Origin of the sequence: Paracoccus zhouxuedongae (assembly GCF_041927815.1) — a bacterium.
In the GTDB taxonomy this organism is placed as follows: domain Bacteria; phylum Pseudomonadota; class Alphaproteobacteria; order Rhodobacterales; family Rhodobacteraceae; genus Paracoccus.
In genome coordinates this window covers 111,047-132,382 of sequence record NZ_JBHFHM010000008.1, presented here as the reverse complement: position 1 = coordinate 132,382, position 21,336 = coordinate 111,047, and the positions used below count along the sequence as shown (strand labels likewise).

The following is a 21,336-nucleotide window of genomic DNA, read 5'->3' as shown; positions in this document are numbered from 1 at the left end:
ATTCCGATCGTCAAGGGCTCGGCCCTGGCGGCGATGGAAGGCCGTGACCCGGAGATCGGCGAGAACTCGATCCGCGAGCTGATCGCGGCGGTTGACAGCTACATCCCGACCCCGGCGCGCGCGGTTGACCAGCCGTTCCTGATGCCGATCGAAGACGTGTTCTCGATCTCGGGCCGCGGCACGGTTGTGACCGGCCGGGTCGAGCGTGGCGTGATCAACGTCGGTGACGAAGTTGAAATCGTCGGCATCCGCCCGACCAAGAAGTCGACCTGCACCGGCGTGGAAATGTTCCGCAAGCTGCTGGATCGCGGTGAGGCTGGCGACAACATCGGTGCGCTGCTGCGCGGCGTGGATCGTGACGGCGTGGAACGTGGCCAGGTGCTGTGCAAGCCCGGCTCGGTGAAGCCGCACACCAAGTTCGAAGCCGAGGCCTATATCCTGACCAAGGAAGAAGGCGGCCGTCACACGCCGTTCTTCGCGAACTACCGCCCGCAGTTCTACTTCCGCACCACGGACGTGACCGGGACCGTCAAGCTGCCGGAAGGCACCGAGATGGTGATGCCGGGCGACAACCTGAAGTTCGAGGTCGAACTGATCGCCCCGATCGCGATGGAAGAGAAGCTGCGCTTCGCCATCCGCGAAGGCGGCCGCACCGTCGGCGCCGGCGTCGTGGCGAAGATCATCGCGTGATCTGACGCGATTGCGACAAACGAAAGGCCGCCCGAACGGGCGGCCTTTTACGTTGGGGTAAGATGCGCTTAAGTGTGAGCTAGGGGTGGGCCGGGTGCGCGCAGGCTGCGCCTTGGCGCGACTAAACTGGTTACTGATGTAATATCATAATGCTGCGCTACATAAGCTTGGTGATGCCGCAATCGCGAGGACCGCTTATGAAGAGCTTTGAAGAAGAGTTTCCGGAATTGTGGGGGGAGGGTACAGTCCTGGAAAAAGAGGTGCTTGCTCACTTTGGGTTGCTATTTTCCAGATTTGCGCTTCTAGAGGCGGCGCTCCATAATCTCGTCCTGTACGTTCGGCTCCAGCAAGAACTCCACTCGGGGTCTATTCGAAGCACTGGAACCTTGCACAACCGAGCGGAAGCAATCGAGCGGGAAGCCTTTACAATGACCTTTGGAAGCCTGCTCCAAGCTTTGCACAGGGCAGGCGCGCTATCAGAGTTTTTTCCGCGCCTGAATGCACTTAAAAAGGAAAGAGATTACTTCGCGCACCACTTTTTCAGAGAAGAAAACGCGCGACTATACGTTCATGACGGTTGTATGGCGGTCATGCGTGCCATGCATCTGCTTCGGTTGGATGTAATGGAAGCCGAGGCCAAAGTCGACGCAGAGGTGCAGGCTTGTATGCGACGCCTATTTCCAAGGGTGGATATTGATGTGCTAGTCAGCAACGGGCTGATGGAGTTGAGAAGAGGCGACGCTTTGGTCGATATAAAGGATGTGGGCTGGAACAGGCTGTAGAGAAACCTGTGTATCACCACCCCTTGACACCCGGCCCCGCACCCCTTAATCCCCGCCCATCGCCGCCGGTCCCGCAAGAATCGGCGGCATCTGCTGTGGCCGTCCGCAACGGGGCGGCCTCGCGGTTTTTACGTGGTCCGACGCTGGCGCCGCATGAGGTGTCGTCAGCCTCTCGACTTGAACCCTCCTGATTTGAGGGAACACCTGATGCAAGGTCAGAATATCCGCATCCGGCTGAAGGCCTTCGATTACCGCGTGCTGGACGCCAGCACCCAGGAAATCGTCAACACGGCCAAGCGCACCGGTGCGCAGGTCCGCGGCCCGATCCCGCTGCCCAACAAGATTGAAAAGTTCACCGTGCTGCGTGGTCCGCATATCGACAAGAAGTCGCGCGACCAGTGGGAAATCCGCACTCACAAGCGCCTGTTGGACATCGTCGACCCGACCCCGCAGACCGTGGACGCGCTGATGAAGCTCGACCTGGCCGCTGGCGTCGATGTCGAGATCAAGGTTTAAGGAGGCGAACATGCGTTCTGGTGTGATCGCCAAGAAGCTGGGCATGACCCGGCTGTTCATGGAAGACGGTCGTCAGGTTCCTGTCACCGTTCTTCATCTGGATAACCTGCAAGTGGTCGCGCAGCGCACCGCCGACAAGGATGGCTATACCGCCGTCCAGCTTGGCGCCGGTGCTGCCAAGGCCAAGCGCGTGTCGGCCGGTCTGCGCGGCCACTTCGCCAAGGCGAATGTGGAACCCAAGCGCAAGATCGCCGAGTTCCGCGTGTCGGAAGACAACCTGATCGGCGTGGGCGAGGAAATCATCGCCGACCACTATTTCGCCGGCCAGTTCGTCGACATCGCCGGTACCTCGATCGGTAAGGGCTTTGCCGGTGCGATGAAGCGTCACAACTTTGGCGGTCTGCGGGCCAGCCACGGTGTGTCGATCAGCCACCGCTCGCACGGTTCGACCGGTCAGTGCCAGGATCCGGGCAAGGTGTTCAAGGGCAAGAAGATGGCCGGTCACCTGGGTGCCGTCCGTGTGACGACCCAGAACCTGCAAGTCGTGCGCACCGACAGCGAGCGCGGCCTGATCATGGTCAAAGGCTCGGTCCCCGGTTCCAAAGGTGGCTGGGTCACGATCAAGGACGCGGTGAAGAAGCCGCAGCCCGAAAACGTGATGCTGCCCGCCGCGACCCGGTCCAAGCAGCGTGAAGCCCAGCGTCTGGCCGAAGAAGCCGCCGCCGCCGCCGCCGCCGAGGAAGAAGCCGCCCGCAAGGCCGCGATGGAGGCTGAAGCCGCCGCCATGGCCGCTGCCGAGGCTGAAGCCGCTGCCGCTGCCGAAGCGCCCGAAGGGGAGAGCAAGGAATGAAACTTGATGTGATCTCGCTGGACGCCAAGAAGGCCGGCTCGGTCGATCTGGATGACGCGATTTTCGGTCTGGAACCGCGCGCCGACATCCTGCACCGCGTTGTCCGTTGGCAGCGCGCCAAGGCGCAGGCCGGCACGCATTCCACGCTGGGCAAGTCGGATGTGTCCTATTCGACCAAGAAGATCTATCGCCAGAAAGGCACCGGCGGCGCCCGCCACGGTTCCCGCAAGGCGCCGATCTTCCGCAAGGGTGGTGTCTACAAAGGCCCGACCCCGCGCAGCCACGCCCATGACCTGCCCAAGAAGGTCCGCGCCCTGGGTCTGAAGCACGCCCTGTCGGCCAAGGCCGCTGCCGGTGCGCTGGTGATCCTGGACGACCTGAAGATGGCGGATGCCAAAACCTCGGTCCTGGCCAAGCAGGCCAAGGAAATGGGGTGGAAGCGCGTTCTGGTCATCGACGGTGCCGAGGTTGACGAAGGCTTCGCCCGCGCCGCGCGCAACATCGACGGCATCGACGTGCTGCCGACGATGGGCGCCAATGTCTATGACATCCTGAAGCGTGACACTCTGGTGATCACGAAGGCGGGTGTCGAAGCTCTGGAGGCTCGCCTGAAATGAGCGCGAAACCCGAACATTACGATGTGATCCGCAAGCCGATCATCACCGAAAAGGCCACCATGGCCAGCGAAAACGGTGCGGTCGTGTTTGAGGTCGCCCGTGACAGCAACAAGCCGCAGATCAAAGAGGCCGTCGAGGCGCTGTTTGGTGTGAAGGTCAAGGCGGTGAACACCGTCGTGACCAAAGGCAAGGTCAAGCGCTTCCGCGGCCAACCCGGTCAGCGCAGCGACGTGAAAAAGGCCTATGTCATGCTGGAAGACGGTCAGACGATCGACGTGTCGACCGGTCTGTGATCGGTCTGTCAGAATGACGAAAGCCCCCGCCATTGTGCGGGGGCTTTTGGTTTGTTGGACTGCTGATCGAACGGATGAAAGGTCTTTGACCTTTCAGAAGTTGTCGATTCTCAGGTGCTGGCTTGGGTTTCGCAGCATGAACTCGACCTCAACATGGCGGAGAACCTTTCGCTGGCCCGCGAAGGGAACCATCCTTTCGGCCTCATCAAAGGGCACCCAGCGATATTCGCTGTGTTCAGCGTTCAGTCGGACAGCAGCAACCGGGTCAATATAGGCGACAAAGACCGGAAGGATGCTGATAGCGTCCAGATGCGCCTCATAGAACTGCTCGCAGACATCGGCTGAGAAGAGCGCACTGGGGGAGAGGCCGGTTTCCTCGGCGAGTTCGCGAATGGCGGCCTCCCACGCGGTCTCTTCGGCTTCGATGGTGCCTGCGACCTGGCACCACTCCCCGCGCAGGGATCTGGTGCGGCGGAGGAGAAGAACTTCGTTCGTGTCATTCAGAACGCGGACGGCGACAAGGCTGACGGCGTGGCAGCGGATGGGGATATCTTGCATCGAAACTCCTTGGGGTTGCGACCAGTCTCATTCGGGGTGGTGTGCTTCGTCACGATGCGCGGGCAGGCCATATCCCCACCCATCCCCACTTGCCCCCCCGCCGCAACCCTGCTACATGCCGCGGATCGCGCGGCCTCGGATTCGTTCCGGGGCCGGTGATTTTTGAATCCGGGAACCTTCGGGGTCCTACAAACCGACAGGCGGGGCAACCCGCCACCAACAACGGAAGACAGAAAGCATGGCACTCAAGTCGTATAAGCCGACGACGCCGGGCCAGCGTGGGCTGGTTCTGATCGACCGTTCGGAGCTGTGGAAAGGCCGTCCGGTCAAAGCCCTTACCGAGGGTTTGACCAAGACGGGTGGCCGCAACAACACCGGGCGCGTCACGATGTGGCACAAGGGCGGTGGCGCGAAGCGCCTGTACCGCATTGTGGATTTCAAGCGCCGCAAGTTTGATGTGGCGGGCGTCGTCGAGCGGATCGAATACGATCCGAACCGCACCGCCTTCATCGCGCTGATCAAGTATGAAGATGGCGAGCTGGCCTATATCCTGGCCCCGCAGCGCCTGGCGATTGGCGACAAGGTTGTCGCCGGTTCCAAGGTCGACGTGAAGCCGGGCAATGCGATGCCCTTCAGCGGGATGCCGATCGGCACGATCGTTCACAACGTCGAACTGAAGCCGGGCAAGGGCGGCCAGCTGGCGCGCGCCGCCGGCACCTATGCCCAGTTCGTCGGTCGCGACGGCGGCTATGCCCAGATCCGCCTGTCCTCGGGCGAGCTGCGCATGGTTCGTCAGGAATGCATGGCCACCATCGGTGCCGTGTCCAACAGCGACCATTCCAACCAGAACTTCGGCAAGGCCGGCCGTATGCGCCACAAGGGTGTGCGTCCGACCGTGCGTGGTGTTGCCATGAACCCGATCGACCACCCGCATGGTGGTGGTGAGGGCCGGACCTCGGGCGGCCGTCACCCGGTCACCCCGTGGGGCAAGGGCACCAAGGGCAACAAGACCCGCAAGAACAAGAAGACCGACAAGTACATTGTCCGGTCGCGTCACGCGAAGAAGGGGCGTTAATCCATGGCACGTTCTGTTTGGAAAGGCCCGTTCGTCGACGCGTTTCTGCTGAAGAAGGCAGAAAAGGCGCGCGAATCCGGCAAGTCGGACGTCATCAAGATCTGGTCGCGTCGCTCGACGATCCTGCCGCAATTCGTCGGCCTGACCTTTGCCGTCTACAATGGTCAGAAGCACATTCCGGTCAACGTGACCGAAGAAATGATCGGCCAGAAGTTCGGTGAATATTCGCCGACGCGGACCTATTACGGTCACGCCGCCGACAAGAAAGCGAAGAGGAAGTAAGCGTCATGGGTAAGGAACAAAATCCGCGCCGCGTGGCGGATAACGAGGCGATGGCCAAGACCAAGATGCTGCGCACCAGCCCGCAGAAGCTTAATCTGGTCGCCGCCATGATCCGTGGCAAGAAGGTGGAAAAGGCCCTGTCGGACCTGACCTTCAGCAAGCGCCGCATCGCTGGCGATGTGAAGAAATGCCTGCAATCGGCCATTGCCAACGCTGAAAACAACCACGGCCTTGACGTCGACAGCCTTGTCGTCGCCGAAGCCTGGGTCGGCAAGAACCTGGTGATGAAGCGTGGCCGTCCGCGTGCCCGTGGCCGGTTCGGCAAGATCATGAAGCCGTTTTCGGAAATCACCATCAAGGTGCGCCAGGTCGAGGCCCGTGCTGAGGGGAATGCGTAATGGGACAGAAGGTTAACCCCATCGGGATGCGCCTCCAGGTCAACCGCACCTGGGACAGCCGCTGGTTCGCCGACAACAAGGAATACGGCAACCTGTTGCTGGAAGACCTGAAGATGCGCGACTTCATCCATGAAGAAGCCAAGCAGGCCGGCATCAGCCGCGTCATCATCGAACGTCCGCACAAGAAGTGCCGCGTCACGATCCATGCCGCGCGTCCGGGTGTCATCATCGGCAAGAAAGGCGCCGATATTGAAACCCTGCGCAAGAAGCTGGCGAACTTCACCGACAGCGAGCTGCACCTGAACATCGTCGAGGTCCGCAAGCCGGAACTGGACGCGCAGCTGGTGGCGGAATCGATCGCCCAGCAGCTTGAGCGTCGCGTGTCGTTCCGTCGCGCCATGAAGCGCGCGGTGCAGAACGCCATGCGTATGGGTGCCCTGGGTATCCGCGTCAACGTCGCTGGCCGTCTGGGTGGCGCCGAGATCGCGCGGACCGAGTGGTATCGCGAAGGCCGCGTGCCGCTGCACACCCTGCGCGCCGACATCGACTATGCGCTGGACGAGGCCATGACCCCCTATGGGATCATCGGCATCAAGGTCTGGATCTTCAAAGGCGAGATCATGGAACATGATCCGCAGGCCCGTGACCGTCGCGCCGCCGAGGCGCAGGACGGTCCGTCCGGCGCCCCGCGCGGCCCTCGCCGCGATCGTGGCGACCGTGACGCGCGCTGAGAAGGAGTAACGTAAATGCTGCAACCGAAACGGACGAAGTTCCGCAAGGCGCACAAAGGCCGCATCCACGGCGAAGCGAAGGGCGGCTTTCTGCTGAACTTCGGTTCCTTCGCCCTGAAGGCGACCGAGCCGGAGCGCGTCACCGCCCGCCAGATCGAAGCGGCCCGCCGCGCGATCACCCGCCACATGAAGCGCCAGGGCCGCGTCTGGATCCGGATTTTCCCGGACCTGCCGGTCTCGTCGAAGCCGACCGAAGTGCGTATGGGTAAGGGTAAAGGCTCGGTCGACTATTGGGCCGCCCGCGTCCATCCCGGCCGGATCATGTTCGAGATCGACGGCGTTGCCGAAGACATCGCGCGTGAAGCCCTGCGTCTGGGCGCTATGAAGCTGCCGGTCACCACCCGCATCGTGGCCCGCGAAGACTGGTAATCCCCAGTTCTTCCGACAAGATCAGAAGCCCCCGCCCCTGTGGCGGGGGTTTTGTCATGAAACGGTCGAGACCATCCAGTTTTGATGGATGCGGCCCTCAACCGCCTGTCAGCAACGTGAATTGCCGAGGCCGGCCGCGCGGCTATAGTGACGCCAGCTAAACAACTTGGTTCGGGAGATCGACCAGATGACCAAATTGACCCGTTTCACCCTGGCCGCGGGCGTTGCCCTGATGCCGATGATCGCCATGGCCGACAGCGCCCGCACTGCCCTTGACTGGGCCGGCCGCTATGAAGGCGTGCTGCCCTGCGCAAGCTGCGAAGGTATCCAGACCGTGATTCTGCTGGGTGACGACAACACCTATCAGATCGTCGAGACCTATCTGGGCGAAAAGGATGGCGAGTTCGTCGAGGACGGCACGTTCACCTGGGGCAAGGATGGCAACACCATCACCCTGGATGACGAGGACAAGCGCGCCTATCTGGTCAGCGAACATCAACTGATCCAGCTGGATGCCGATGGCAAGCCGGGCGACGACAAATATGTGCTGGCGCAGACCATCGTTCCGGCCAGCTACGCCGAGATGCCGGCCGCCCCGACCGTGGATGAGGCGACGAAGAACGGCGCCAAGTTCATCGGTGGCGGTGCCAATCTGACGGTGATGCCGAACACGCTGGTGCAGTCGGAAATGGAAGCCACCAAAGATCGTCACGTCGCCTTTGACGCGCTGATGAACCTCGAGTTTCCGACCGAAGCCGGTCACAAGTCGCTGACCGCGACCTTCGACATCAACTGCACCAAGAATGTCTATGCGATGCCGACCGTCGCCTATTTCAGCGAGGATGACGCGAAGGGCAAGAAGATCGAGGAAGTCACCAATAATGGCGACACCTGGATCGACCTGCCCATGGACGGCGAGCGTGACACCGATGTGGTGACCCAGGCCGCGCAGGCGTTCTGCCACTGATCTGCCGAAAGTGCTGACGGGGCCGCCATTGCGCGGCCCCGTTTGCGTCTGGCGTTGTCGCGCGGTCTTGGCCCGGCTGCGGAAACTGGCGCCGCCCCCGCCATTGGCGGATTTCCCTTGCCAAAGGCGGCCAGCCCGGCTATGGGCAAGCCTTCGTTGCGAACTCCACCGGAATCAGGGTTTCCCTGTGTTGCAGGGGCCTGCCGGTGATGTTGAAAGGAAAAGGCGGATGAACGCCAAGGAATTGTCGACCAAGACGCCCGACCAGCTGAAGGATCAGCTGGTTGCGCTGAAGAAAGAAGCCTTCAACCTGCGCTTCCAGCAGGCCACCGGCCAGCTTGAGAACACCGCCCGCATGCGCGTCGTCCGCCGTGACGTCGCCCGCATCAAGACGGTGCTGAACCAGAAGGCCGCCGAGGCCGCCATCATGTCCGACGCGAAGTAAGGGGGCCTGAGAATGCCGAAACGTATCCTGCAGGGCACCGTCACCTCGGACAAGAACGACCAGACCATCACCGTTCTGGTCGAGCGCCGCTTCAAGCACCCGCTGCTGCAAAAGACCGTGCGGAAGTCGAAGAAATACCGTGCGCATGACGCGCAGAACCAATTCAAGGTCGGTGACAGCGTTCGCATCGTCGAATGTGCGCCGATCTCGAAGACGAAACGCTGGGAAGTTCTGGTCGATACGTCGGCCTGACCCAGTTTGATCGAAACCCTGGGGCTGCCCGCATCGGCTGTCCCCAAAGGTCGGGAGTAACCCTATGATCCAGATGCAGACCAATCTGGATGTTGCTGACAACTCCGGCGCGCGCCGGGTGCAGTGCATCAAGGTTCTGGGCGGTTCGCACCGCCGTTACGCCTCGGTCGGCGACATCATCGTGGTGTCGGTGAAAGAGGCGATTCCGAAAGGCCGTGTGAAGAAAGGTGACGTCCGCAAGGCCGTCGTCGTTCGCACCGCCAAGGACGTTCGCCGTGAAGACGGCACCTCGATCCGTTTCGACCGCAACGCCGCCGTCATCCTGAACAACCAGGGCGAACCGGTCGGCACCCGCATCTTCGGGCCGGTCGTGCGCGAGCTGCGGGCCAAGAACTTCATGAAGATCATCTCGCTTGCCCCGGAGGTGCTGTAATGGCTGCCAAGCTGAAGAAAGGCGACAAGGTCGTCGTCCTGGCCGGCAAGGACAAGGGCAAGACCGGTGAGATTTCGGCGGTCATGCCGAAGGACAACAAGGCGGTGGTCGATGGCGTGAACATGGCCATCCGTCACCAGCGTCAGACCCAGACCACCCAGGGCGGCCGCGTGTCGAAGGCGATGCCGATCGACCTGTCGAACCTGGCGCTGCTGGACAAGAACGGCAAACCCACCCGCGTCGGCTTCCGCATGGAAGACGACAAGAAGGTGCGCTTCGCCAAGACCACGGGGGATGCGATCTAATGCTGGACCAAGCGAACTACACCCCGCGCCTGAAAGCCGACTACAAGGCCCGCATCCGTGCGGCGCTGAAGGAAGAATTCGGCTATTCCAACGACATGCAGATCCCGCGCCTGGACAAGATCGTCCTGAACATGGGCGTCGGCGAAGCCGTCAAGGACACCAAGAAGGTCAAGCAGGCCGCCGACGAACTGTCGCGGATTGCCGGCCAGAAGGCAGTCATCACCAAGGCCAAGAAGTCGATCGCCGGCTTCCGCGTCCGTGAGGAAATGCCGCTGGGCACCAAAGTCACCCTGCGTGGCGACCGGATGTATGAATTCCTGGACCGTCTGATCACCATCGCGCTGCCGCGCGTGCGTGACTTCCGTGGCGTCAAGGGCACGGCCTTCGACGGTCGTGGCAACTATGCCATGGGCCTGAAGGAACACATCGTCTTCCCGGAAATCGACTTCGACAAGGTCGACGAGGTTCTGGGTATGGACATCATCATCTGCACCACCGCGAAAACCGACGCGGAAGCCAAGGCGCTGTTGAAGCTGTTCAACATGCCCTTCAATAGCTGAGCGCGGGAAGGAAAAGACACCAATGGCCAAAGTTTCCATGGTTGAACGCGAAAAGAAGCGCGCCCGCCTGGTGCAGAAATATGCCGCCAAGCGTGCCGCCCTGAAAGCGGTCATCGAAGATCAGTCCAAGCCGATGGAAGAGCGTTTCAAGGCGACGATGAAGCTGGCGGAACTGCCGCGCAACAGCAGTGCTGTGCGTCTGCACAACCGCTGCCAGCTGACCGGTCGTCCGCACGCCTACTATCGCAAACTGAAACTGTCGCGGATCATGCTGCGTGAACTGGCCTCGTTCGGCCAGATCCCGGGCATGGTCAAGTCGAGCTGGTAAGGAGAACGCATCATGGCGATGAACGATCCCCTCGGCGATATGCTGACCCGCATCCGCAACGCTTCGCTGCGTGGCAAATCCACCGTCCGCACCCCGGCCAGCAAGCTGCGCGCCTGGGTTCTGGATGTGCTGAAAGACGAAGGCTATATCCGCGGCTATGAAGCCGTGACCGGGGCCGATGGCCATCCGGCGCTGGAAATCAGCCTGAAGTACTTTGAAGGCACCCCCGTCATCCGTGAGCTGAAGCGCGTCTCGACCCCCGGTCGCCGCGTCTATGCCTCGGTCAAGGAAATCCCGTCGGTTCGCAACGGCCTGGGTCTGTCGATCGTGTCGACCCCCAAGGGCGTGATGACCGATGCGAACGCTCGCAACGCCAATGTCGGCGGCGAAGTTCTCTGCACCGTGTTCTAAGGAGGGGACAATGTCTCGGATTGGTAAGAAACCGGTCGCCCTTCCCAAGGGTGTGAGTGCCGAAATCAAGGGCCAGACGGTCGAAGTGAAAGGGCCGAGAGGCACCCGCAGCTTTACCGCCACCGACGATGTGACGCTGGCGATGGAGGACGGTGCGATCACCGTCACCCCGCGCGGCACGTCCAAGCGCGCGCGCCAGCAATGGGGCATGTCGCGGTCGATGATCGAGAACCTGACCGTCGGCGTGTCGGAAGGCTTCAAGAAAGAGCTGGAAATCCAGGGCGTCGGTTACCGCGCTGCGATGAACGGCAACGTGCTGAAGCTGTCGCTGGGCTATAGCCACGAAGTCAACTTCGAGGTGCCCCAGGGTGTCACCGTGACCGCCCCCAAGCAGACCGAAATCGTCGTTGAAGGCATCGACGAACAGCAGGTCGGCCAGGTGGCCGCGAACATCCGCGAATGGCGCAAGCCCGAGCCCTACAAGGGCAAAGGCATCCGCTATAAGGGCGAGTTCATCTTCCGCAAGGAAGGCAAGAAGAAGTAAGGGGCGCGACAATGGCACTGAAAAAGCAAGAGCTGTTTGCGAAGCGCCGCCTGCGCGTTCGCAACAAACTGAAGGCGATGTCGAATGGCCGTCCGCGGCTGTCCGTGCATCGGTCGTCGAAGAACATCAGCGTCCAGCTGATCGACGACGTGGCCGGCAAGACGCTGGCTGCGGCCTCGACCCTGGAAAAGGATCTGGGCTTCGTCGGCAAGAACAACGTCGAGGCGGCCGCCAAGATCGGCGCCACCATCGCCGAGCGGGCCAAGAAGGCCGGGGTCGAGGATGTCGTCTTCGACCGTGGCGGTTTCATCTTCCACGGCAAGATCAAGGCCCTGGCGGATGCGGCGCGCGAAGGCGGGCTGAAGTTCTGACGTGGTGGGTGGCGGCGACGCCACCCCGATGATCCGGGGGCGGCACCCGTGCCGCCCACCAGGATTGGACAAAATCGGCGCCGCTTGCGCCAACTTGAAAGGAATGCCGTATGGCAGAACGTGACAACCGCCGGGGCCGCCGCGAAGAGCGCGAGGAAACCCCGGAATTCGCCGATCGTCTGGTTGCGATCAACCGCGTGTCGAAAACCGTCAAGGGCGGCAAGCGCTTTGGCTTTGCGGCTCTGGTCGTTGTTGGTGACCAGCGTGGCCGCGTCGGCTTCGGCAAGGGCAAGGCGAAGGAAGTGCCCGAGGCGATCCGCAAGGCCACCGAGCAGGCGAAGCGCAGCCTGGTCCGCGTGCCGCTGCGCGATGGCCGCACCCTGCACCACGACATCGAAGGCCGCCACGGCGCCGGCAAGGTCGTGATGCGCACCGCCGTCGCGGGGACCGGGATCATCGCCGGTGGTCCGATGCGCGCCGTGTTCGAGATGCTGGGCGTCCAGGATGTCGTGGCCAAGTCGCTGGGGTCGCAGAACCCCTACAACATGATCCGCGCCACCATCGACGGCCTGAAGAAAGAGGCCTCGCCCCGCCAGGTCGCCGCCCGTCGCGGCAAGAAGGTGGGCGACATCCTGAAATCGGACGCCAAGCCGGCCGAAGAAGCCGTCGAAGCGTAAGGAGACCGGAGCATGGCCAAGAAAACCATCACTGTGAAGCAGGTCGGTTCGCCGATCCGCCGCCCCGAGATCCAGCGCCAGACGCTGATCGGCCTGGGCCTGAACAAGATGCACCGCACGCGCGAGCTGGAAGATTCCCCGGCGGTTCGCGGCATGATCGCCAAGATCCCGCATCTGGTTCAGATCGTCGACGAGAAGTAAGAACAGCGGGCCGGGGGAAACCCCGGCCCTTGTCTTTGTGGCAAGCCGGTGTTGCGCCGCGTCCTGCCGCCCGCGTTTTACCCCCGCAAACGCCCCCACACATGCGCCCACACATGCGCCCATTGCGCCGCAATCCGCCTCTGTTGTGCGGGCGCCTCAGCCCTTCGGATGACTGACTTATCCGCCGCTTCGGCATAGGATATGCGCGTGCCGTGCCCGCCGGGCGCGGACTTTCCCAAGGGAGGATCTTCTGATGGCCACGTATACGGGCGGCTGCGCACACCATAAGGTGACCGCCGCGAATCCCATCGACAACCACGAATGCCATTGCAACGTCTGCAAGTCGGTCACCGGCCAGCACACCACGCATGTCGTGTTCTTCAATCATGGCGACGTCAAGGTTGACGGCTCGGGCCCGACCAAGCGCGTGCCCTTCAACAAGGACAACCCCAACGGCCCGCTGGAAATCGTGATCTGCGAAGATTGCGGCGCGGTGTTGATGCTGGACGACAAGCAGGGCCGCATCCGCGTCGCCGTGCCGAACGTCATGGGCTATGACGACGCCAATTTCCCGAAAGCCACCTATCACGCCTTCTGGGACGAATCGAAAGGCTACGCCAAGCCGGACGACGGCCGCCCGGTCTATGAGGGGCTGCGCCCCGACTTCACCTGGCCGAAGGGCGCCTGATCGCCCCCACCCTCCGTGGTGAACCCCATGCCCCGGCCCAGCGGCCGGGGCTTCTTGTTGTCGGAACCCGGCTTTGCCACAGTTTGCTTGACAAGATGGGCGGCTCTGGCCGTATAAATGACCGACCGATCGGTCAATAAACGATCGCGCCGGTGACCAAAGGGGAGGGGAAGCCAGCATGACCGAGGCCCTGATCTGTGACGCCATCCGCACGCCCATCGGGCGCTATGGCGGGGCCTTGTCGGGCGTGCGCGCCGATGATCTGGCCGCCGAACCATTGCGGGCGCTGATGGATCGCAATCCCGGCGTCAACTGGTCGGCGGTCGATGACCTGATCTATGGCTGCGCCAACCAGGCGGGCGAGGATAACCGGAACGTCGCCCGCATGGCCGCGCTGCTGGCCGGGCTGCCGATCGAGGTGCCGGGCACCACCGTCAACCGCCTGTGCGGGTCGGGCATGGATGCGGTCGGCATGGCCGCGCGGGCGATCAAGGCCGGCGATTGCGATCTGGTGATCGCTGGCGGCGTCGAATCGATGAGCCGCGCGCCCTTCGTCATGCCCAAGGCCGACACCGCCTTTTCCCGCGCCAATGCGGTCTATGACACGACGATCGGCTGGCGCTTCGTGAACCCACGGATGAAGGCCGATCACGGCACCGACTCGATGCCGCAGACCGCCGACAACGTTGCCGCCGACTGGGGTATCAGCCGCGCCGATCAGGATGCTTTTGCCCTGCGCAGTCAGGCGAAATGGGCGGCGGCACAGGCGGCGGGCCTGTTCGCCGATGAAATCGCCCCTGTCAACATTCCGCAGAAAAAGGGCGATCCGCGAATCGTCGACACCGACGAGCACCCGCGCCCTGAGACCACGCCCGACCAGATGGCGCGGCTGAAGGGGGTCAACGGGCCGGATCTGACGGTGACGGCGGCGAATGCCTCGGGCGTCAATGACGGGGCCTGTGCGCTGATCCTGGCCAGCCCCGCCGCCGCGCAGGCGCACGGGCTGACGCCGCGCGCCCGTGTGGTGGCGATGGCTGCCGCTGGTGTCGCCCCGCGCATCATGGGGATCGGCCCGGTGCCCGCCGTGCGCAAGGTGCTGGAGCGAACCGGCCTGACGCTGGACCAGATGGATGTGATCGAACTGAATGAGGCCTTCGCCGCCCAATCGCTTGCCGTTCTGCGCGACCTTGGCCTGGCCGATGACGATGCGAGGGTGAACCCGAACGGTGGCGCGATTGCCCTTGGGCATCCGCTGGGCATGTCGGGGGCGCGTCTGGTCACCACGGCGCTTTATCAGTTGCAGCGCACCGGCGGGCGCTATGGCCTTTGCGCGATGTGCGTGGGCGTGGGCCAAGGCATCGCTATCATCATCGAACGGATCTGAAGGGGGACAATCATGTATGCACAGATGGTCAAGACCGACAGCAACCGCGTCAAATCCAAGGATGAGATGACGCCGCAGGAACGCGCCTTTCAGGACCGCGTGGACCGTGGCGAAAAGATCGAGCCGAAGGAATGGATGCCCGAGGATTACCGCCGCACGCTGATCCGCCAGATCGGCCAGCACGCGCATTCGGAAATCGTCGGCCAGCTACCCGAAGGCAACTGGATCACCCGCGCCCCTACGCTGGAGCGCAAGGCGATCCTTCTGGCCAAGGTGCAGGATGAGGCCGGGCATGGCCTTTATCTGTATTGTGCCGCCGAAACGCTGGGCGTCAGCCGGGATGAGCTGCTGGACCTGCTGCATTCGGGCGACATGAAATATTCCAGCATCTTCAACTATCCGACGCTGAACTGGGCCGATATCGGCGCGGTCGGCTGGCTGGTTGATGGCGCGGCGATCATGAATCAGGTGCAGCTGCAAAAGACCAGCTACGGCCCCTATTCCCGCGCCATGATCCGCATCTGCAAAGAGGAAAGTTTCCACCAGCGTCAGGGCTATGACATCATGATGAAGATGTGCGCCGGCAGCCCGGAACAAAAGGCCATGGCGCAGGACGCGATCAACCGCTTCTGGTATCCGGCGCTGATGATGTTCGGCCCATCCGACAAGGACAGCGTGCATTCGGCGCAGTCGATGGCGTGGAAGATCAAGATCAACACCAATGACGACCTGCGCCAGCGGTTCGTGGATCAGACCGTGCCGCAGGCCGACTATCTGGGCCTGACGATCCCGGACGACAAGCTGGCCTGGAATCCCGACAAGAACGACGGCAAGGGCGGCTATGACTTCAGCGACCCCGACTGGTCCGAGTTCTTTCAGGTCATCAAGGGCAACGGTCCCTGCAACAAGGAACGCCTGGGCGCCCGCGTCAAGGCGTGGGAGGACGGCGCCTGGTTCCGCGACGGGCTGATGGCCCATGCCGAAAAAGCCGCCGCGCGCCGCATGGCCGCAGAATAAAAGGCCGGGCCGCTCGGCCCGCACAGAGTCACTTGGGGGGAGGAAACCCGATGTCTAGCCAATGGCCCCTGTGGGAGGTGTTCATCCGTGGTCAGCACGGCCTGAACCACCGTCACGTCGGCAGCCTGCACGCGCCCGACGCCGAAATGGCGATCAACCACGCCCGCGACGTCTATACCCGCCGCAACGAGGGCGTCAGCATCTGGGTGGTGAAATCCGCCGACATCGCCGCCAGTGCGCCAAGCGACAAGGGGCCGCTGTTCGAGCCGTCGAACGCCAAGGTCTATCGTCACCCGACCTTCTTCGACATCCCCGAGGAAGTGGGGAAGATGTGATGTCGGATGCGCTGTTTCAGTTTCTGCTGCGCACCGGCGACAACACGCTGATCCTGGGGCATCGGATCAGCGAATGGTGCGGCCATTCCCCGGTGCTTGAGGAAGACATCGCCCTTGCCAATACCGCGCTGGACCTGATCGGGCAGACGCAATTGTGGCTGGGTCTGGCGGGCGCGGTCGAGGGGGCAGGGCGCAGCGCCGACGACCTGGCCTATCTGCGTGACGTGGCCGCCTTTCGCAACGTGCTGCTGGTCGAACGCCCGAACGGCGACTTTGGCAAGACGCTGATGCGGCAGTTCCTGTTCGATGCCTTCCAGCATGTGCTGCTGGCCGAGCTGGTCAACTCCTCCGACGCGCGCGTGGCCGAGATCGCCGCCAAGGCCGCGAAAGAGGTCGCCTATCACCTGGACCGATCGCGCGATCTGGTGGTGCGTCTGGGCGATGGCAGCGATGAAAGCCACCGCCGCATGCAAGAGGCCTTGGACGACCTTTGGCCCTATACTGGCGAGATGTTCATGCCCGCCACCGGCGATGCCGAACTGGCCGAGGCAGGCATTGCCCCCGACCCCGCCAGTCTGAAGCCGGGCTGGGATGCGATCGTCGATGCCACGCTGGCGCAGGCCACGCTGGCCAAACCTGCGGGCAGCTATCAGCACAAGGGCGGCAAGTCGGGCATCCATACCGAGGCCCTGGGCTATATTCTGGCCGACATGCAGTTCCTGCAACGCGCCTATCCGGGGCTGACCTGGTAGAATGCGCGCCCCGGTCGAACAGGTCTGGGCGTGGTTGGGGCAGGTGCCCGACCCCGAGATTCCGGTCATCAGCCTGACCGATCTGGGGATCATACGCGACGTCGGCTATGACGGCGACACGCTGGTCGTGACCGTGACCCCCACCTATTCGGGCTGCCCCGCGACCGGCGTCATCAACCTGGATATCGAAACCGCGCTGCGGGCCAACGGAATCACCGACCTGCGGCTGGACCGTCGCCTGTCGCCGCCCTGGACGACCGACTGGATCACACCCGAGGGCCGCGACAAGCTGCGCGCCTATGGCATCGCGCCGCCCATCGACGGCACCGCCGCCACCGGCCATGCCCGCGCCGGGGCGTTGGCGGGGCATAACATGACCATCGCCTGCCCGCGCTGCGGGTCAGCCGATACCGAAAAGATCAGCCAGTTCGGGTCAACGCCGTGCAAGGCGCAATATCGCTGCAAGACCTGCCTGGAACCCTTCGACTATTTCAAATGCATCTGAAAGGTCGCCCGATGGCCCGTTTCCACCCCTTGACCGTCACCGATGTCACCCATGATACGCGCGATTCGGTGATCGTGACGCTGACCCCGCAGGACGGGGACTTTACCTTTACCCAAGGCCAATACCTGACCTTCCGCCGCGCATTCGACGGTCAGGAGCTGCGCCGGTCGTATTCGATCTGCTCTGGCCTGGACGACGGCACCCTGCGGGTCGGCATCCGCCGCGTCGAGGGCGGGGCGTTTTCCGGCTGGGCCAACGACAGCCTGCGCCCCGGCGACGTGCTGGAGGCGATGCCGCCGATGGGCCATTTCCACGCGCCCATCGACCCGTCATCGGCGCGCGGCTATCTGTTCTTTGCGGGTGGCTCGGGGATCACGCCGATCCTGTCGATCATCAAGACGGTGCTGGCGCGCGAACCGCAGTCCACCGCGACGCTGGTCTATGCCAACCGCCAGATCAACACGATCATGCTGCGCGAGGAAATCGAGGATCTGAAGAACACCCATCTGGGGCGGTTCTCGGTCATCCATATCCTTGAATCCGACGCGCAGGACATCGACCTGTTCACCGGCCGCATCGACGCCGCGAAATGCGCGACGCTGTTCAACGAGGGCTGGATCGACATCAAGGCGACCGACATGGCCTTCATCTGTGGCCCCGAGCCGATGATGCTGGCCATCGCCAGGGCGCTGAAGGATGCCGGGCTGGACGATGCCCAGATCAAGTTCGAACTGTTCGCCAGTGCGCAACCGGGCCGTCTGGCCGAACGCCGCCAATCCGCGGCGCAGGGCAGCGCTGCCACCTGCGACACCACCGTCACGCTGGATGGCACCACCCGCAGCTTCAAGATGCCGAAGCAGGGCCAGACCGTCCTGGAGGCCGCGCTCGATGCTGCGCTTGACGCGCCCTATGCCTGCAAGGCCGGGGTCTGTTCGACCTGCCGCGCCCGCGTGATCGAAGGCGAGGTCGAGATGGTCACCAACCACGCGCTCGAGGATTACGAGGTGCGCGCGGGCTACATCCTGACCTGCCAGTGCTTCCCGCTGACCGACAAACTTGTCGTCACCTTCGACGAATAGGGGGCTGCCATGAGCGACGCGACCATGACGATCGACGACTATCTGGCCCAGGGCGGCAAGCTGGGCAGCCCGGAAAACGTCCCCGCGCGCTATCGCGGTGAGGTGATGCGGATGATGGCGTCCTTTGTGGACAGCGAACTGGCTGGTTCTGCGGGCTTTGCCGATGTCATCAATGACGCGCCCGGCATCACCGAACGCATCGCGGCGGCGCGGATCGTGCTGGAAAAGGCCGATCACGCACAGCGCGTGCTGGCGATCATGGGGACATTCGGCGCCGATCAGGCGCGCTACGCGACGCAGCATCCGTGGCAGGCGCGGCTGCCGCGCGATGCCGACATTGGCGCGACGCGGCAGGCGGGCGACATGCGACTGGCGGTGTTTCACTATCCCTTGCAGGGCTGGACAGATGCGGTGGTGTTCAACCTGCTGATGGGGCTGGCGGGCACCGTGCAATTGGCCGAACTGGCGCGGGTCAGCTATCAGCCGCTGGCCGAGGTCTTCCGCGCCATCCTGCCGCGCGAACAGCGCCACCTTGAACTGGCGCAGGCCGGGATGGAACGGCTGGTCGGGTCCGATCCAGACGGCGTGCGGGCTTCGGTCGCTTATTGGCGGCCGCGCGTGGCGGCCAGCTTTGGCGGCGCGCAATCTGAACGGTTCGCGCGGCTGGCGCGCATGGGCCTGCGCCATGACGACAACGCAACCCTTGCCGCCCGCTGGAACGCGGCTGTCGACAAGGCTTTGGCCGAACTGGGCCTGTAAGGAAAGGAACCACCATGACCGCGATCCATCGGCCCCGCCGGTTGCAAAGCTATGTCTGTGGCCAATGGGTAAGTGGCGCAGGCGACGGCGCGACGCTGCTGAACGCCGCGACCGGCGCGCCGGTGGCGCAGATCGACGCCAGCGGCCTCGACATGGCCGCCGCGCTGGATCATGCCCGCGCCGCAGGGGCGCGGCTGCGTGCCATGTCGCTGCATGACCGGGCGCTGATGCTGAAGGCCCTCGGCCAGGCGCTGATGGACGACAAAGAGCTGTTTTATGCCGAAAGCCTAGCCACCGGCGCGACCCGCAGCGACGGCTGGATCGACATCGAGGGCGGGATCGGCACGCTCTTGTCCTATGCCAGCAAGGGGCGGCGCGAATGGCCGAACACCCGCGTCATGGTGGATGGCGACGTCGAAATCCTGTCGCGCGACGGCAGCTTTGTCGGCCAGCACATCCTGACCCCGCTGGAGGGGGCGGCGATCCATATCAACGCCTTCAACTTCCCCTGCTGGGGGATGCTGGAAAAGCTGGCGCCGACGCTGCTGGCCGGGGTTCCCGCCATCGTCAAACCCGCCAGCCAGACCGCCTATCTGACCGAGTTGATGGTGCGCCGCATCATCGACAGCGGTATCCTTCCCGATGGCGCGCTGTCCTTGATCTGCGGGTCGGTGGGCGATCTTCTGGATCATGTGACCGGGCAGGATGTGGTAACCTTTACCGGCTCTGCCGCGACCGGGCGCAAGCTGAAGGCGCATCCGGCGATCATCGGCAACGGCACCCGGTTCACCATGGAGGCCGACAGCCTGAACGCCGCCGTGCTGGGCCTTGATGCAAGCCCCGACAGCCCCGAGTTCGACCTGTTCGTGAAAGAGGTCGCGCGCGAGATGACGACGAAGGCGGGTCAGAAATGCACCGCGATCCGCCGCGTTTTCGTGCCCGAGCCGCTGACCGAGGCGGTGATCGCGGCGATCGGCGCGCGGCTAGGCAAGACCGCCTTGGGCGATCCCGCCGATGCGGCAGTGCGGATGGGGCCGCTGGCCAGCCTTGACCAACGGGCCGAGGTGCAGGGCCGCATTCGTGACCTGTGCGCCGATGCCCGGATCGTCGCAGGTGATCCCGATGCGGTTGATGTGGTGTCCGGCGATGCCAAGGCGGGGGCGTTCCTGAACCCTGTGCTGCTGCATTGCGCCAAGCCGGAAGCCGCCACAGCCGTTCATGATGTCGAGGCCTTCGGCCCGGTCGCCACCGTCATGCCCTATCGCGGGGTGGATGAGGTGGTCGATCTGGTGCGGCGCGGCAAGGGGTCGCTGGTCAGCTCGGTCTTTACCAACGATGCCGACTTCGTACGCGAGGTGACGCTGGGCCTCGCGCCCTTCCATGGCCGGGTCATGGTGGGCAACCGCGGCAGCGCCAAATCCTCGACCGGGCATGGCTCGCCCTTGCCGATGCTGGTGCATGGCGGCCCCGGTCGGGCCGGCGGCGGCGAGGAACTGGGCGGGATGCGCGGCGTCACCCATTACATGCAGCGCAGCGCGATCCAGGGCACGCCCGAGATGCTGGCGGCGATCACCGGCCGCTGGGTCGCGGGTGCCCCGGTGCAGGCAGGCGAACATCCGTTCCGCAAATCGCTGGCGCGGCTGCGGATCGGTGACCAGATCGTGACCGCGACCCGGCAGGTGACGCTGGACGATATCGAACATTTCGCGGGCTTCACCGGCGATACCTTTTACGCCCATATGGATGAAGCGGCGGCGCGTGCGAACCCGTTCTTTGATGGCCGGGTTGCCCATGGCTATCTGATCGTCAGCTTCGCGGCGGGCCTGTTCGTCGATCCCGCGCCCGGCCCGGTTCTGGCCAATTACGGCATCGACAACCTGCGGTTCCTGACCCCTGTGAACCCTGGCGATGTGCTTGGCGTGACCCTGACCTGCAAGGAGATCAACCCGCGCGCCGGGGCCGATTACGGCGAAGTGCGGTGGGATTGCCGGGTGACCAACCAGAAGGCCGAGGTGGTGGCGCATTATGACGTGCTGACGATGGTCGCCAAGGACGGGGCGTAAGGCAGCCGGGGGCTTCGCGCCCCCGGACCCACGCGGGAT

Annotated in this window: 33 protein-coding genes; 32 read left to right on the top strand and 1 reads right to left on the bottom strand. The window is 63.6% G+C overall.

Features of this window, described 5'->3' with window-relative positions; genetic code table 11:
• The 6 genes from ACEYYA_RS11375 to ACEYYA_RS11350 all read left to right on the top strand — a co-directional run.
• On the top strand, positions 1-690 hold a 690-nt coding region (locus tag ACEYYA_RS11375), incomplete at its 5' end, for an EF-Tu C-terminal domain-related protein (protein ID WP_374800683.1).
• 197 nt (positions 691-887) lie between these two features.
• The gene (locus ACEYYA_RS11370) at positions 888-1,472 is read left to right on the top strand and encodes a hypothetical protein (RefSeq protein WP_374800681.1); all 585 of its coding nucleotides are present in this window, start codon (positions 888-890) and stop codon (positions 1,470-1,472) included.
• Between the two features lie 207 nt (positions 1,473-1,679).
• A complete protein-coding gene (gene rpsJ, locus ACEYYA_RS11365) occupies positions 1,680-1,988 on the top strand; it encodes a 30S ribosomal protein S10 (RefSeq protein WP_071469578.1) in 309 nt (102 codons plus the stop codon).
• A 10-nt stretch (positions 1,989-1,998) separates the two neighbouring features.
• Positions 1,999-2,838 carry a 50S ribosomal protein L3 gene (gene rplC, locus ACEYYA_RS11360; protein WP_374800678.1) on the top strand — a complete coding sequence of 280 codons (840 nt, stop codon included), beginning with the start codon at positions 1,999-2,001 and terminating at the stop codon, positions 2,836-2,838.
• Positions 2,835-3,455 (top strand): 50S ribosomal protein L4, encoded by a 621-nt coding sequence (rplD, locus tag ACEYYA_RS11355; RefSeq protein ID WP_374800676.1) that lies wholly within the window; start codon positions 2,835-2,837, stop codon positions 3,453-3,455. The genes rplC and rplD overlap by 4 nt, the downstream gene beginning before the upstream one ends.
• Positions 3,452-3,748: a 50S ribosomal protein L23 gene (locus tag ACEYYA_RS11350; protein WP_374800674.1), complete on the top strand. Its 297-nt coding sequence runs from the start codon at positions 3,452-3,454 to the stop codon at positions 3,746-3,748. Before rplD ends, ACEYYA_RS11350 begins: the two co-directional genes overlap by 4 nt.
• Positions 3,749-3,841: 93 nt before the next feature.
• Here the strand turns inward: ACEYYA_RS11350 and ACEYYA_RS11345 are convergent, their stop codons facing one another.
• Complete coding sequence (locus ACEYYA_RS11345; protein ID WP_374800672.1) at positions 3,842-4,306, bottom strand: NUDIX domain-containing protein; 465 nt, start codon at positions 4,304-4,306, stop codon at positions 3,842-3,844.
• A 238-nt stretch (positions 4,307-4,544) separates the two neighbouring features.
• On the opposite strand from ACEYYA_RS11345, the gene rplB reads away from it, so the two are divergent.
• The 26 genes from rplB to paaZ all read left to right on the top strand — a co-directional run bounded on the left by rplB (position 4,545) and on the right by paaZ (position 21,297).
• On the top strand, positions 4,545-5,381 hold the full coding sequence (rplB, locus tag ACEYYA_RS11340; RefSeq protein ID WP_374800670.1) for a 50S ribosomal protein L2: 837 nt from the start codon (positions 4,545-4,547) through the stop codon (positions 5,379-5,381).
• A gap of 3 nt (positions 5,382-5,384) precedes the next feature.
• Positions 5,385-5,663, top strand: coding sequence for a 30S ribosomal protein S19 (gene rpsS / locus ACEYYA_RS11335; protein ID WP_374800668.1), 279 nt, complete (start codon positions 5,385-5,387; stop codon positions 5,661-5,663).
• Between the two features lie 5 nt (positions 5,664-5,668).
• The gene (gene rplV, locus ACEYYA_RS11330) at positions 5,669-6,061 is read left to right on the top strand and encodes a 50S ribosomal protein L22 (RefSeq protein ID WP_374800666.1); all 393 of its coding nucleotides are present in this window, start codon (positions 5,669-5,671) and stop codon (positions 6,059-6,061) included.
• The gene (rpsC, locus tag ACEYYA_RS11325; protein WP_374800664.1) at positions 6,061-6,792 is read left to right on the top strand and encodes a 30S ribosomal protein S3; all 732 of its coding nucleotides are present in this window, start codon (positions 6,061-6,063) and stop codon (positions 6,790-6,792) included. Before rplV ends, rpsC begins: the two co-directional genes overlap by 1 nt.
• Before the next feature lie 15 nt (positions 6,793-6,807).
• Positions 6,808-7,221: a 50S ribosomal protein L16 gene (gene rplP / locus ACEYYA_RS11320; protein ID WP_374800662.1), complete on the top strand. Its 414-nt coding sequence runs from the start codon at positions 6,808-6,810 to the stop codon at positions 7,219-7,221.
• 187 nt (positions 7,222-7,408) lie between these two features.
• The gene (locus ACEYYA_RS11315) at positions 7,409-8,188 is read left to right on the top strand and encodes a copper resistance protein NlpE (RefSeq protein ID WP_374800660.1); all 780 of its coding nucleotides are present in this window, start codon (positions 7,409-7,411) and stop codon (positions 8,186-8,188) included.
• A gap of 229 nt (positions 8,189-8,417) precedes the next feature.
• Complete coding sequence (gene rpmC, locus ACEYYA_RS11310) at positions 8,418-8,633, top strand: 50S ribosomal protein L29 (protein ID WP_374800658.1); 216 nt, start codon at positions 8,418-8,420, stop codon at positions 8,631-8,633.
• A gap of 12 nt (positions 8,634-8,645) precedes the next feature.
• A complete protein-coding gene (gene rpsQ, locus ACEYYA_RS11305; RefSeq protein WP_374800656.1) occupies positions 8,646-8,885 on the top strand; it encodes a 30S ribosomal protein S17 in 240 nt (79 codons plus the stop codon).
• Between the two features lie 64 nt (positions 8,886-8,949).
• On the top strand, positions 8,950-9,318 hold the full coding sequence (gene rplN / locus ACEYYA_RS11300) for a 50S ribosomal protein L14 (RefSeq protein ID WP_374800654.1): 369 nt from the start codon (positions 8,950-8,952) through the stop codon (positions 9,316-9,318).
• Entirely contained in the window at positions 9,318-9,623 is a 306-nt protein-coding gene (gene rplX, locus ACEYYA_RS11295) for a 50S ribosomal protein L24 (protein WP_374800652.1), read from the top strand. The genes rplN and rplX overlap by 1 nt, the downstream gene beginning before the upstream one ends.
• A complete protein-coding gene (gene rplE, locus ACEYYA_RS11290) occupies positions 9,623-10,183 on the top strand; it encodes a 50S ribosomal protein L5 (RefSeq protein ID WP_374800650.1) in 561 nt (186 codons plus the stop codon). Before rplX ends, rplE begins: the two co-directional genes overlap by 1 nt.
• A 22-nt stretch (positions 10,184-10,205) precedes the next feature.
• Positions 10,206-10,511 (top strand): 30S ribosomal protein S14, encoded by a 306-nt coding sequence (gene rpsN / locus ACEYYA_RS11285; RefSeq protein WP_374800648.1) that lies wholly within the window; start codon positions 10,206-10,208, stop codon positions 10,509-10,511.
• A gap of 12 nt (positions 10,512-10,523) precedes the next feature.
• Positions 10,524-10,922, top strand: coding sequence for a 30S ribosomal protein S8 (rpsH, locus tag ACEYYA_RS11280; RefSeq protein WP_374800646.1), 399 nt, complete (start codon positions 10,524-10,526; stop codon positions 10,920-10,922).
• A 10-nt stretch (positions 10,923-10,932) separates the two neighbouring features.
• The gene (rplF, locus tag ACEYYA_RS11275) at positions 10,933-11,466 is read left to right on the top strand and encodes a 50S ribosomal protein L6 (RefSeq protein WP_374800644.1); all 534 of its coding nucleotides are present in this window, start codon (positions 10,933-10,935) and stop codon (positions 11,464-11,466) included.
• 11 nt (positions 11,467-11,477) lie between these two features.
• Positions 11,478-11,837 carry a 50S ribosomal protein L18 gene (gene rplR / locus ACEYYA_RS11270; RefSeq protein ID WP_374800642.1) on the top strand — a complete coding sequence of 120 codons (360 nt, stop codon included), beginning with the start codon at positions 11,478-11,480 and terminating at the stop codon, positions 11,835-11,837.
• 110 nt (positions 11,838-11,947) lie between these two features.
• Positions 11,948-12,514: a 30S ribosomal protein S5 gene (gene rpsE, locus ACEYYA_RS11265; protein ID WP_374800640.1), complete on the top strand. Its 567-nt coding sequence runs from the start codon at positions 11,948-11,950 to the stop codon at positions 12,512-12,514.
• 12 nt (positions 12,515-12,526) lie between these two features.
• Positions 12,527-12,715: a 50S ribosomal protein L30 gene (gene rpmD, locus ACEYYA_RS11260; protein ID WP_374800638.1), complete on the top strand. Its 189-nt coding sequence runs from the start codon at positions 12,527-12,529 to the stop codon at positions 12,713-12,715.
• A gap of 253 nt (positions 12,716-12,968) precedes the next feature.
• Positions 12,969-13,403: a GFA family protein gene (locus tag ACEYYA_RS11255; protein ID WP_374800636.1), complete on the top strand. Its 435-nt coding sequence runs from the start codon at positions 12,969-12,971 to the stop codon at positions 13,401-13,403.
• A gap of 178 nt (positions 13,404-13,581) precedes the next feature.
• Positions 13,582-14,787 carry a 3-oxoadipyl-CoA thiolase gene (gene pcaF, locus ACEYYA_RS11250; protein WP_374800634.1) on the top strand — a complete coding sequence of 402 codons (1,206 nt, stop codon included), beginning with the start codon at positions 13,582-13,584 and terminating at the stop codon, positions 14,785-14,787.
• A gap of 12 nt (positions 14,788-14,799) precedes the next feature.
• A complete protein-coding gene (gene paaA, locus ACEYYA_RS11245) occupies positions 14,800-15,804 on the top strand; it encodes a 1,2-phenylacetyl-CoA epoxidase subunit PaaA (protein WP_374800632.1) in 1,005 nt (334 codons plus the stop codon).
• Between the two features lie 50 nt (positions 15,805-15,854).
• Positions 15,855-16,139: a 1,2-phenylacetyl-CoA epoxidase subunit PaaB gene (paaB, locus tag ACEYYA_RS11240; RefSeq protein ID WP_374800630.1), complete on the top strand. Its 285-nt coding sequence runs from the start codon at positions 15,855-15,857 to the stop codon at positions 16,137-16,139.
• Complete coding sequence (paaC, locus tag ACEYYA_RS11235; protein WP_374800628.1) at positions 16,139-16,891, top strand: 1,2-phenylacetyl-CoA epoxidase subunit PaaC; 753 nt, start codon at positions 16,139-16,141, stop codon at positions 16,889-16,891. The genes paaB and paaC overlap by 1 nt, the downstream gene beginning before the upstream one ends.
• Before the next feature lies 1 nt (position 16,892).
• On the top strand, positions 16,893-17,396 hold the full coding sequence (gene paaD / locus ACEYYA_RS11230; protein ID WP_374800626.1) for a 1,2-phenylacetyl-CoA epoxidase subunit PaaD: 504 nt from the start codon (positions 16,893-16,895) through the stop codon (positions 17,394-17,396).
• Positions 17,397-17,407: 11 nt separating this feature from the next.
• On the top strand, positions 17,408-18,475 hold the full coding sequence (locus tag ACEYYA_RS11225) for a 2Fe-2S iron-sulfur cluster-binding protein (protein WP_374800624.1): 1,068 nt from the start codon (positions 17,408-17,410) through the stop codon (positions 18,473-18,475).
• A gap of 9 nt (positions 18,476-18,484) precedes the next feature.
• Complete coding sequence (locus tag ACEYYA_RS11220) at positions 18,485-19,234, top strand: Phenylacetic acid catabolic protein (RefSeq protein WP_374800622.1); 750 nt, start codon at positions 18,485-18,487, stop codon at positions 19,232-19,234.
• Positions 19,235-19,248: 14 nt separating this feature from the next.
• A complete protein-coding gene (gene paaZ, locus ACEYYA_RS11215; protein ID WP_374800620.1) occupies positions 19,249-21,297 on the top strand; it encodes a phenylacetic acid degradation bifunctional protein PaaZ in 2,049 nt (682 codons plus the stop codon).
• Positions 21,298-21,336: the final 39 nt, after the last annotated feature.

Coding starts and splice junctions, on each gene's coding strand:
- rplR (WP_374800642.1), top strand. CDS start 11,478: ATGGCACTGAAAAAGCAAGAGCTGTTTGCGAAGCGCCGCCTGCGCGTT.
- rplF (WP_374800644.1), top strand. CDS start 10,933: ATGTCTCGGATTGGTAAGAAACCGGTCGCCCTTCCCAAGGGTGTGAGT.
- paaB (WP_374800630.1), top strand. CDS start 15,855: ATGTCTAGCCAATGGCCCCTGTGGGAGGTGTTCATCCGTGGTCAGCAC.
- rpsE (WP_374800640.1), top strand. CDS start 11,948: ATGGCAGAACGTGACAACCGCCGGGGCCGCCGCGAAGAGCGCGAGGAA.
- pcaF (WP_374800634.1), top strand. CDS start 13,582: ATGACCGAGGCCCTGATCTGTGACGCCATCCGCACGCCCATCGGGCGC.
- ACEYYA_RS11370 (WP_374800681.1), top strand. CDS start 888: ATGAAGAGCTTTGAAGAAGAGTTTCCGGAATTGTGGGGGGAGGGTACA.
- rplX (WP_374800652.1), top strand. CDS start 9,318: ATGGCTGCCAAGCTGAAGAAAGGCGACAAGGTCGTCGTCCTGGCCGGC.
- ACEYYA_RS11225 (WP_374800624.1), top strand. CDS start 17,408: ATGGCCCGTTTCCACCCCTTGACCGTCACCGATGTCACCCATGATACG.
- paaZ (WP_374800620.1), top strand. CDS start 19,249: ATGACCGCGATCCATCGGCCCCGCCGGTTGCAAAGCTATGTCTGTGGC.
- ACEYYA_RS11220 (WP_374800622.1), top strand. CDS start 18,485: ATGAGCGACGCGACCATGACGATCGACGACTATCTGGCCCAGGGCGGC.
- rpsC (WP_374800664.1), top strand. CDS start 6,061: ATGGGACAGAAGGTTAACCCCATCGGGATGCGCCTCCAGGTCAACCGC.
- rpsH (WP_374800646.1), top strand. CDS start 10,524: ATGGCGATGAACGATCCCCTCGGCGATATGCTGACCCGCATCCGCAAC.
- rplE (WP_374800650.1), top strand. CDS start 9,623: ATGCTGGACCAAGCGAACTACACCCCGCGCCTGAAAGCCGACTACAAG.
- rpmD (WP_374800638.1), top strand. CDS start 12,527: ATGGCCAAGAAAACCATCACTGTGAAGCAGGTCGGTTCGCCGATCCGC.
- rplD (WP_374800676.1), top strand. CDS start 2,835: ATGAAACTTGATGTGATCTCGCTGGACGCCAAGAAGGCCGGCTCGGTC.
- rplN (WP_374800654.1), top strand. CDS start 8,950: ATGATCCAGATGCAGACCAATCTGGATGTTGCTGACAACTCCGGCGCG.
- ACEYYA_RS11315 (WP_374800660.1), top strand. CDS start 7,409: ATGACCAAATTGACCCGTTTCACCCTGGCCGCGGGCGTTGCCCTGATG.
- paaA (WP_374800632.1), top strand. CDS start 14,800: ATGTATGCACAGATGGTCAAGACCGACAGCAACCGCGTCAAATCCAAG.
- rpmC (WP_374800658.1), top strand. CDS start 8,418: ATGAACGCCAAGGAATTGTCGACCAAGACGCCCGACCAGCTGAAGGAT.
- rplB (WP_374800670.1), top strand. CDS start 4,545: ATGGCACTCAAGTCGTATAAGCCGACGACGCCGGGCCAGCGTGGGCTG.
- rplP (WP_374800662.1), top strand. CDS start 6,808: ATGCTGCAACCGAAACGGACGAAGTTCCGCAAGGCGCACAAAGGCCGC.
- rplV (WP_374800666.1), top strand. CDS start 5,669: ATGGGTAAGGAACAAAATCCGCGCCGCGTGGCGGATAACGAGGCGATG.
- ACEYYA_RS11350 (WP_374800674.1), top strand. CDS start 3,452: ATGAGCGCGAAACCCGAACATTACGATGTGATCCGCAAGCCGATCATC.
- paaD (WP_374800626.1), top strand. CDS start 16,893: ATGCGCGCCCCGGTCGAACAGGTCTGGGCGTGGTTGGGGCAGGTGCCC.
- rpsJ (WP_071469578.1), top strand. CDS start 1,680: ATGCAAGGTCAGAATATCCGCATCCGGCTGAAGGCCTTCGATTACCGC.
- paaC (WP_374800628.1), top strand. CDS start 16,139: ATGTCGGATGCGCTGTTTCAGTTTCTGCTGCGCACCGGCGACAACACG.
- ACEYYA_RS11255 (WP_374800636.1), top strand. CDS start 12,969: ATGGCCACGTATACGGGCGGCTGCGCACACCATAAGGTGACCGCCGCG.
- rpsN (WP_374800648.1), top strand. CDS start 10,206: ATGGCCAAAGTTTCCATGGTTGAACGCGAAAAGAAGCGCGCCCGCCTG.
- rpsS (WP_374800668.1), top strand. CDS start 5,385: ATGGCACGTTCTGTTTGGAAAGGCCCGTTCGTCGACGCGTTTCTGCTG.
- rplC (WP_374800678.1), top strand. CDS start 1,999: ATGCGTTCTGGTGTGATCGCCAAGAAGCTGGGCATGACCCGGCTGTTC.
- rpsQ (WP_374800656.1), top strand. CDS start 8,646: ATGCCGAAACGTATCCTGCAGGGCACCGTCACCTCGGACAAGAACGAC.
- ACEYYA_RS11345 (WP_374800672.1), bottom strand. CDS start 4,306: ATGCAAGATATCCCCATCCGCTGCCACGCCGTCAGCCTTGTCGCCGTC.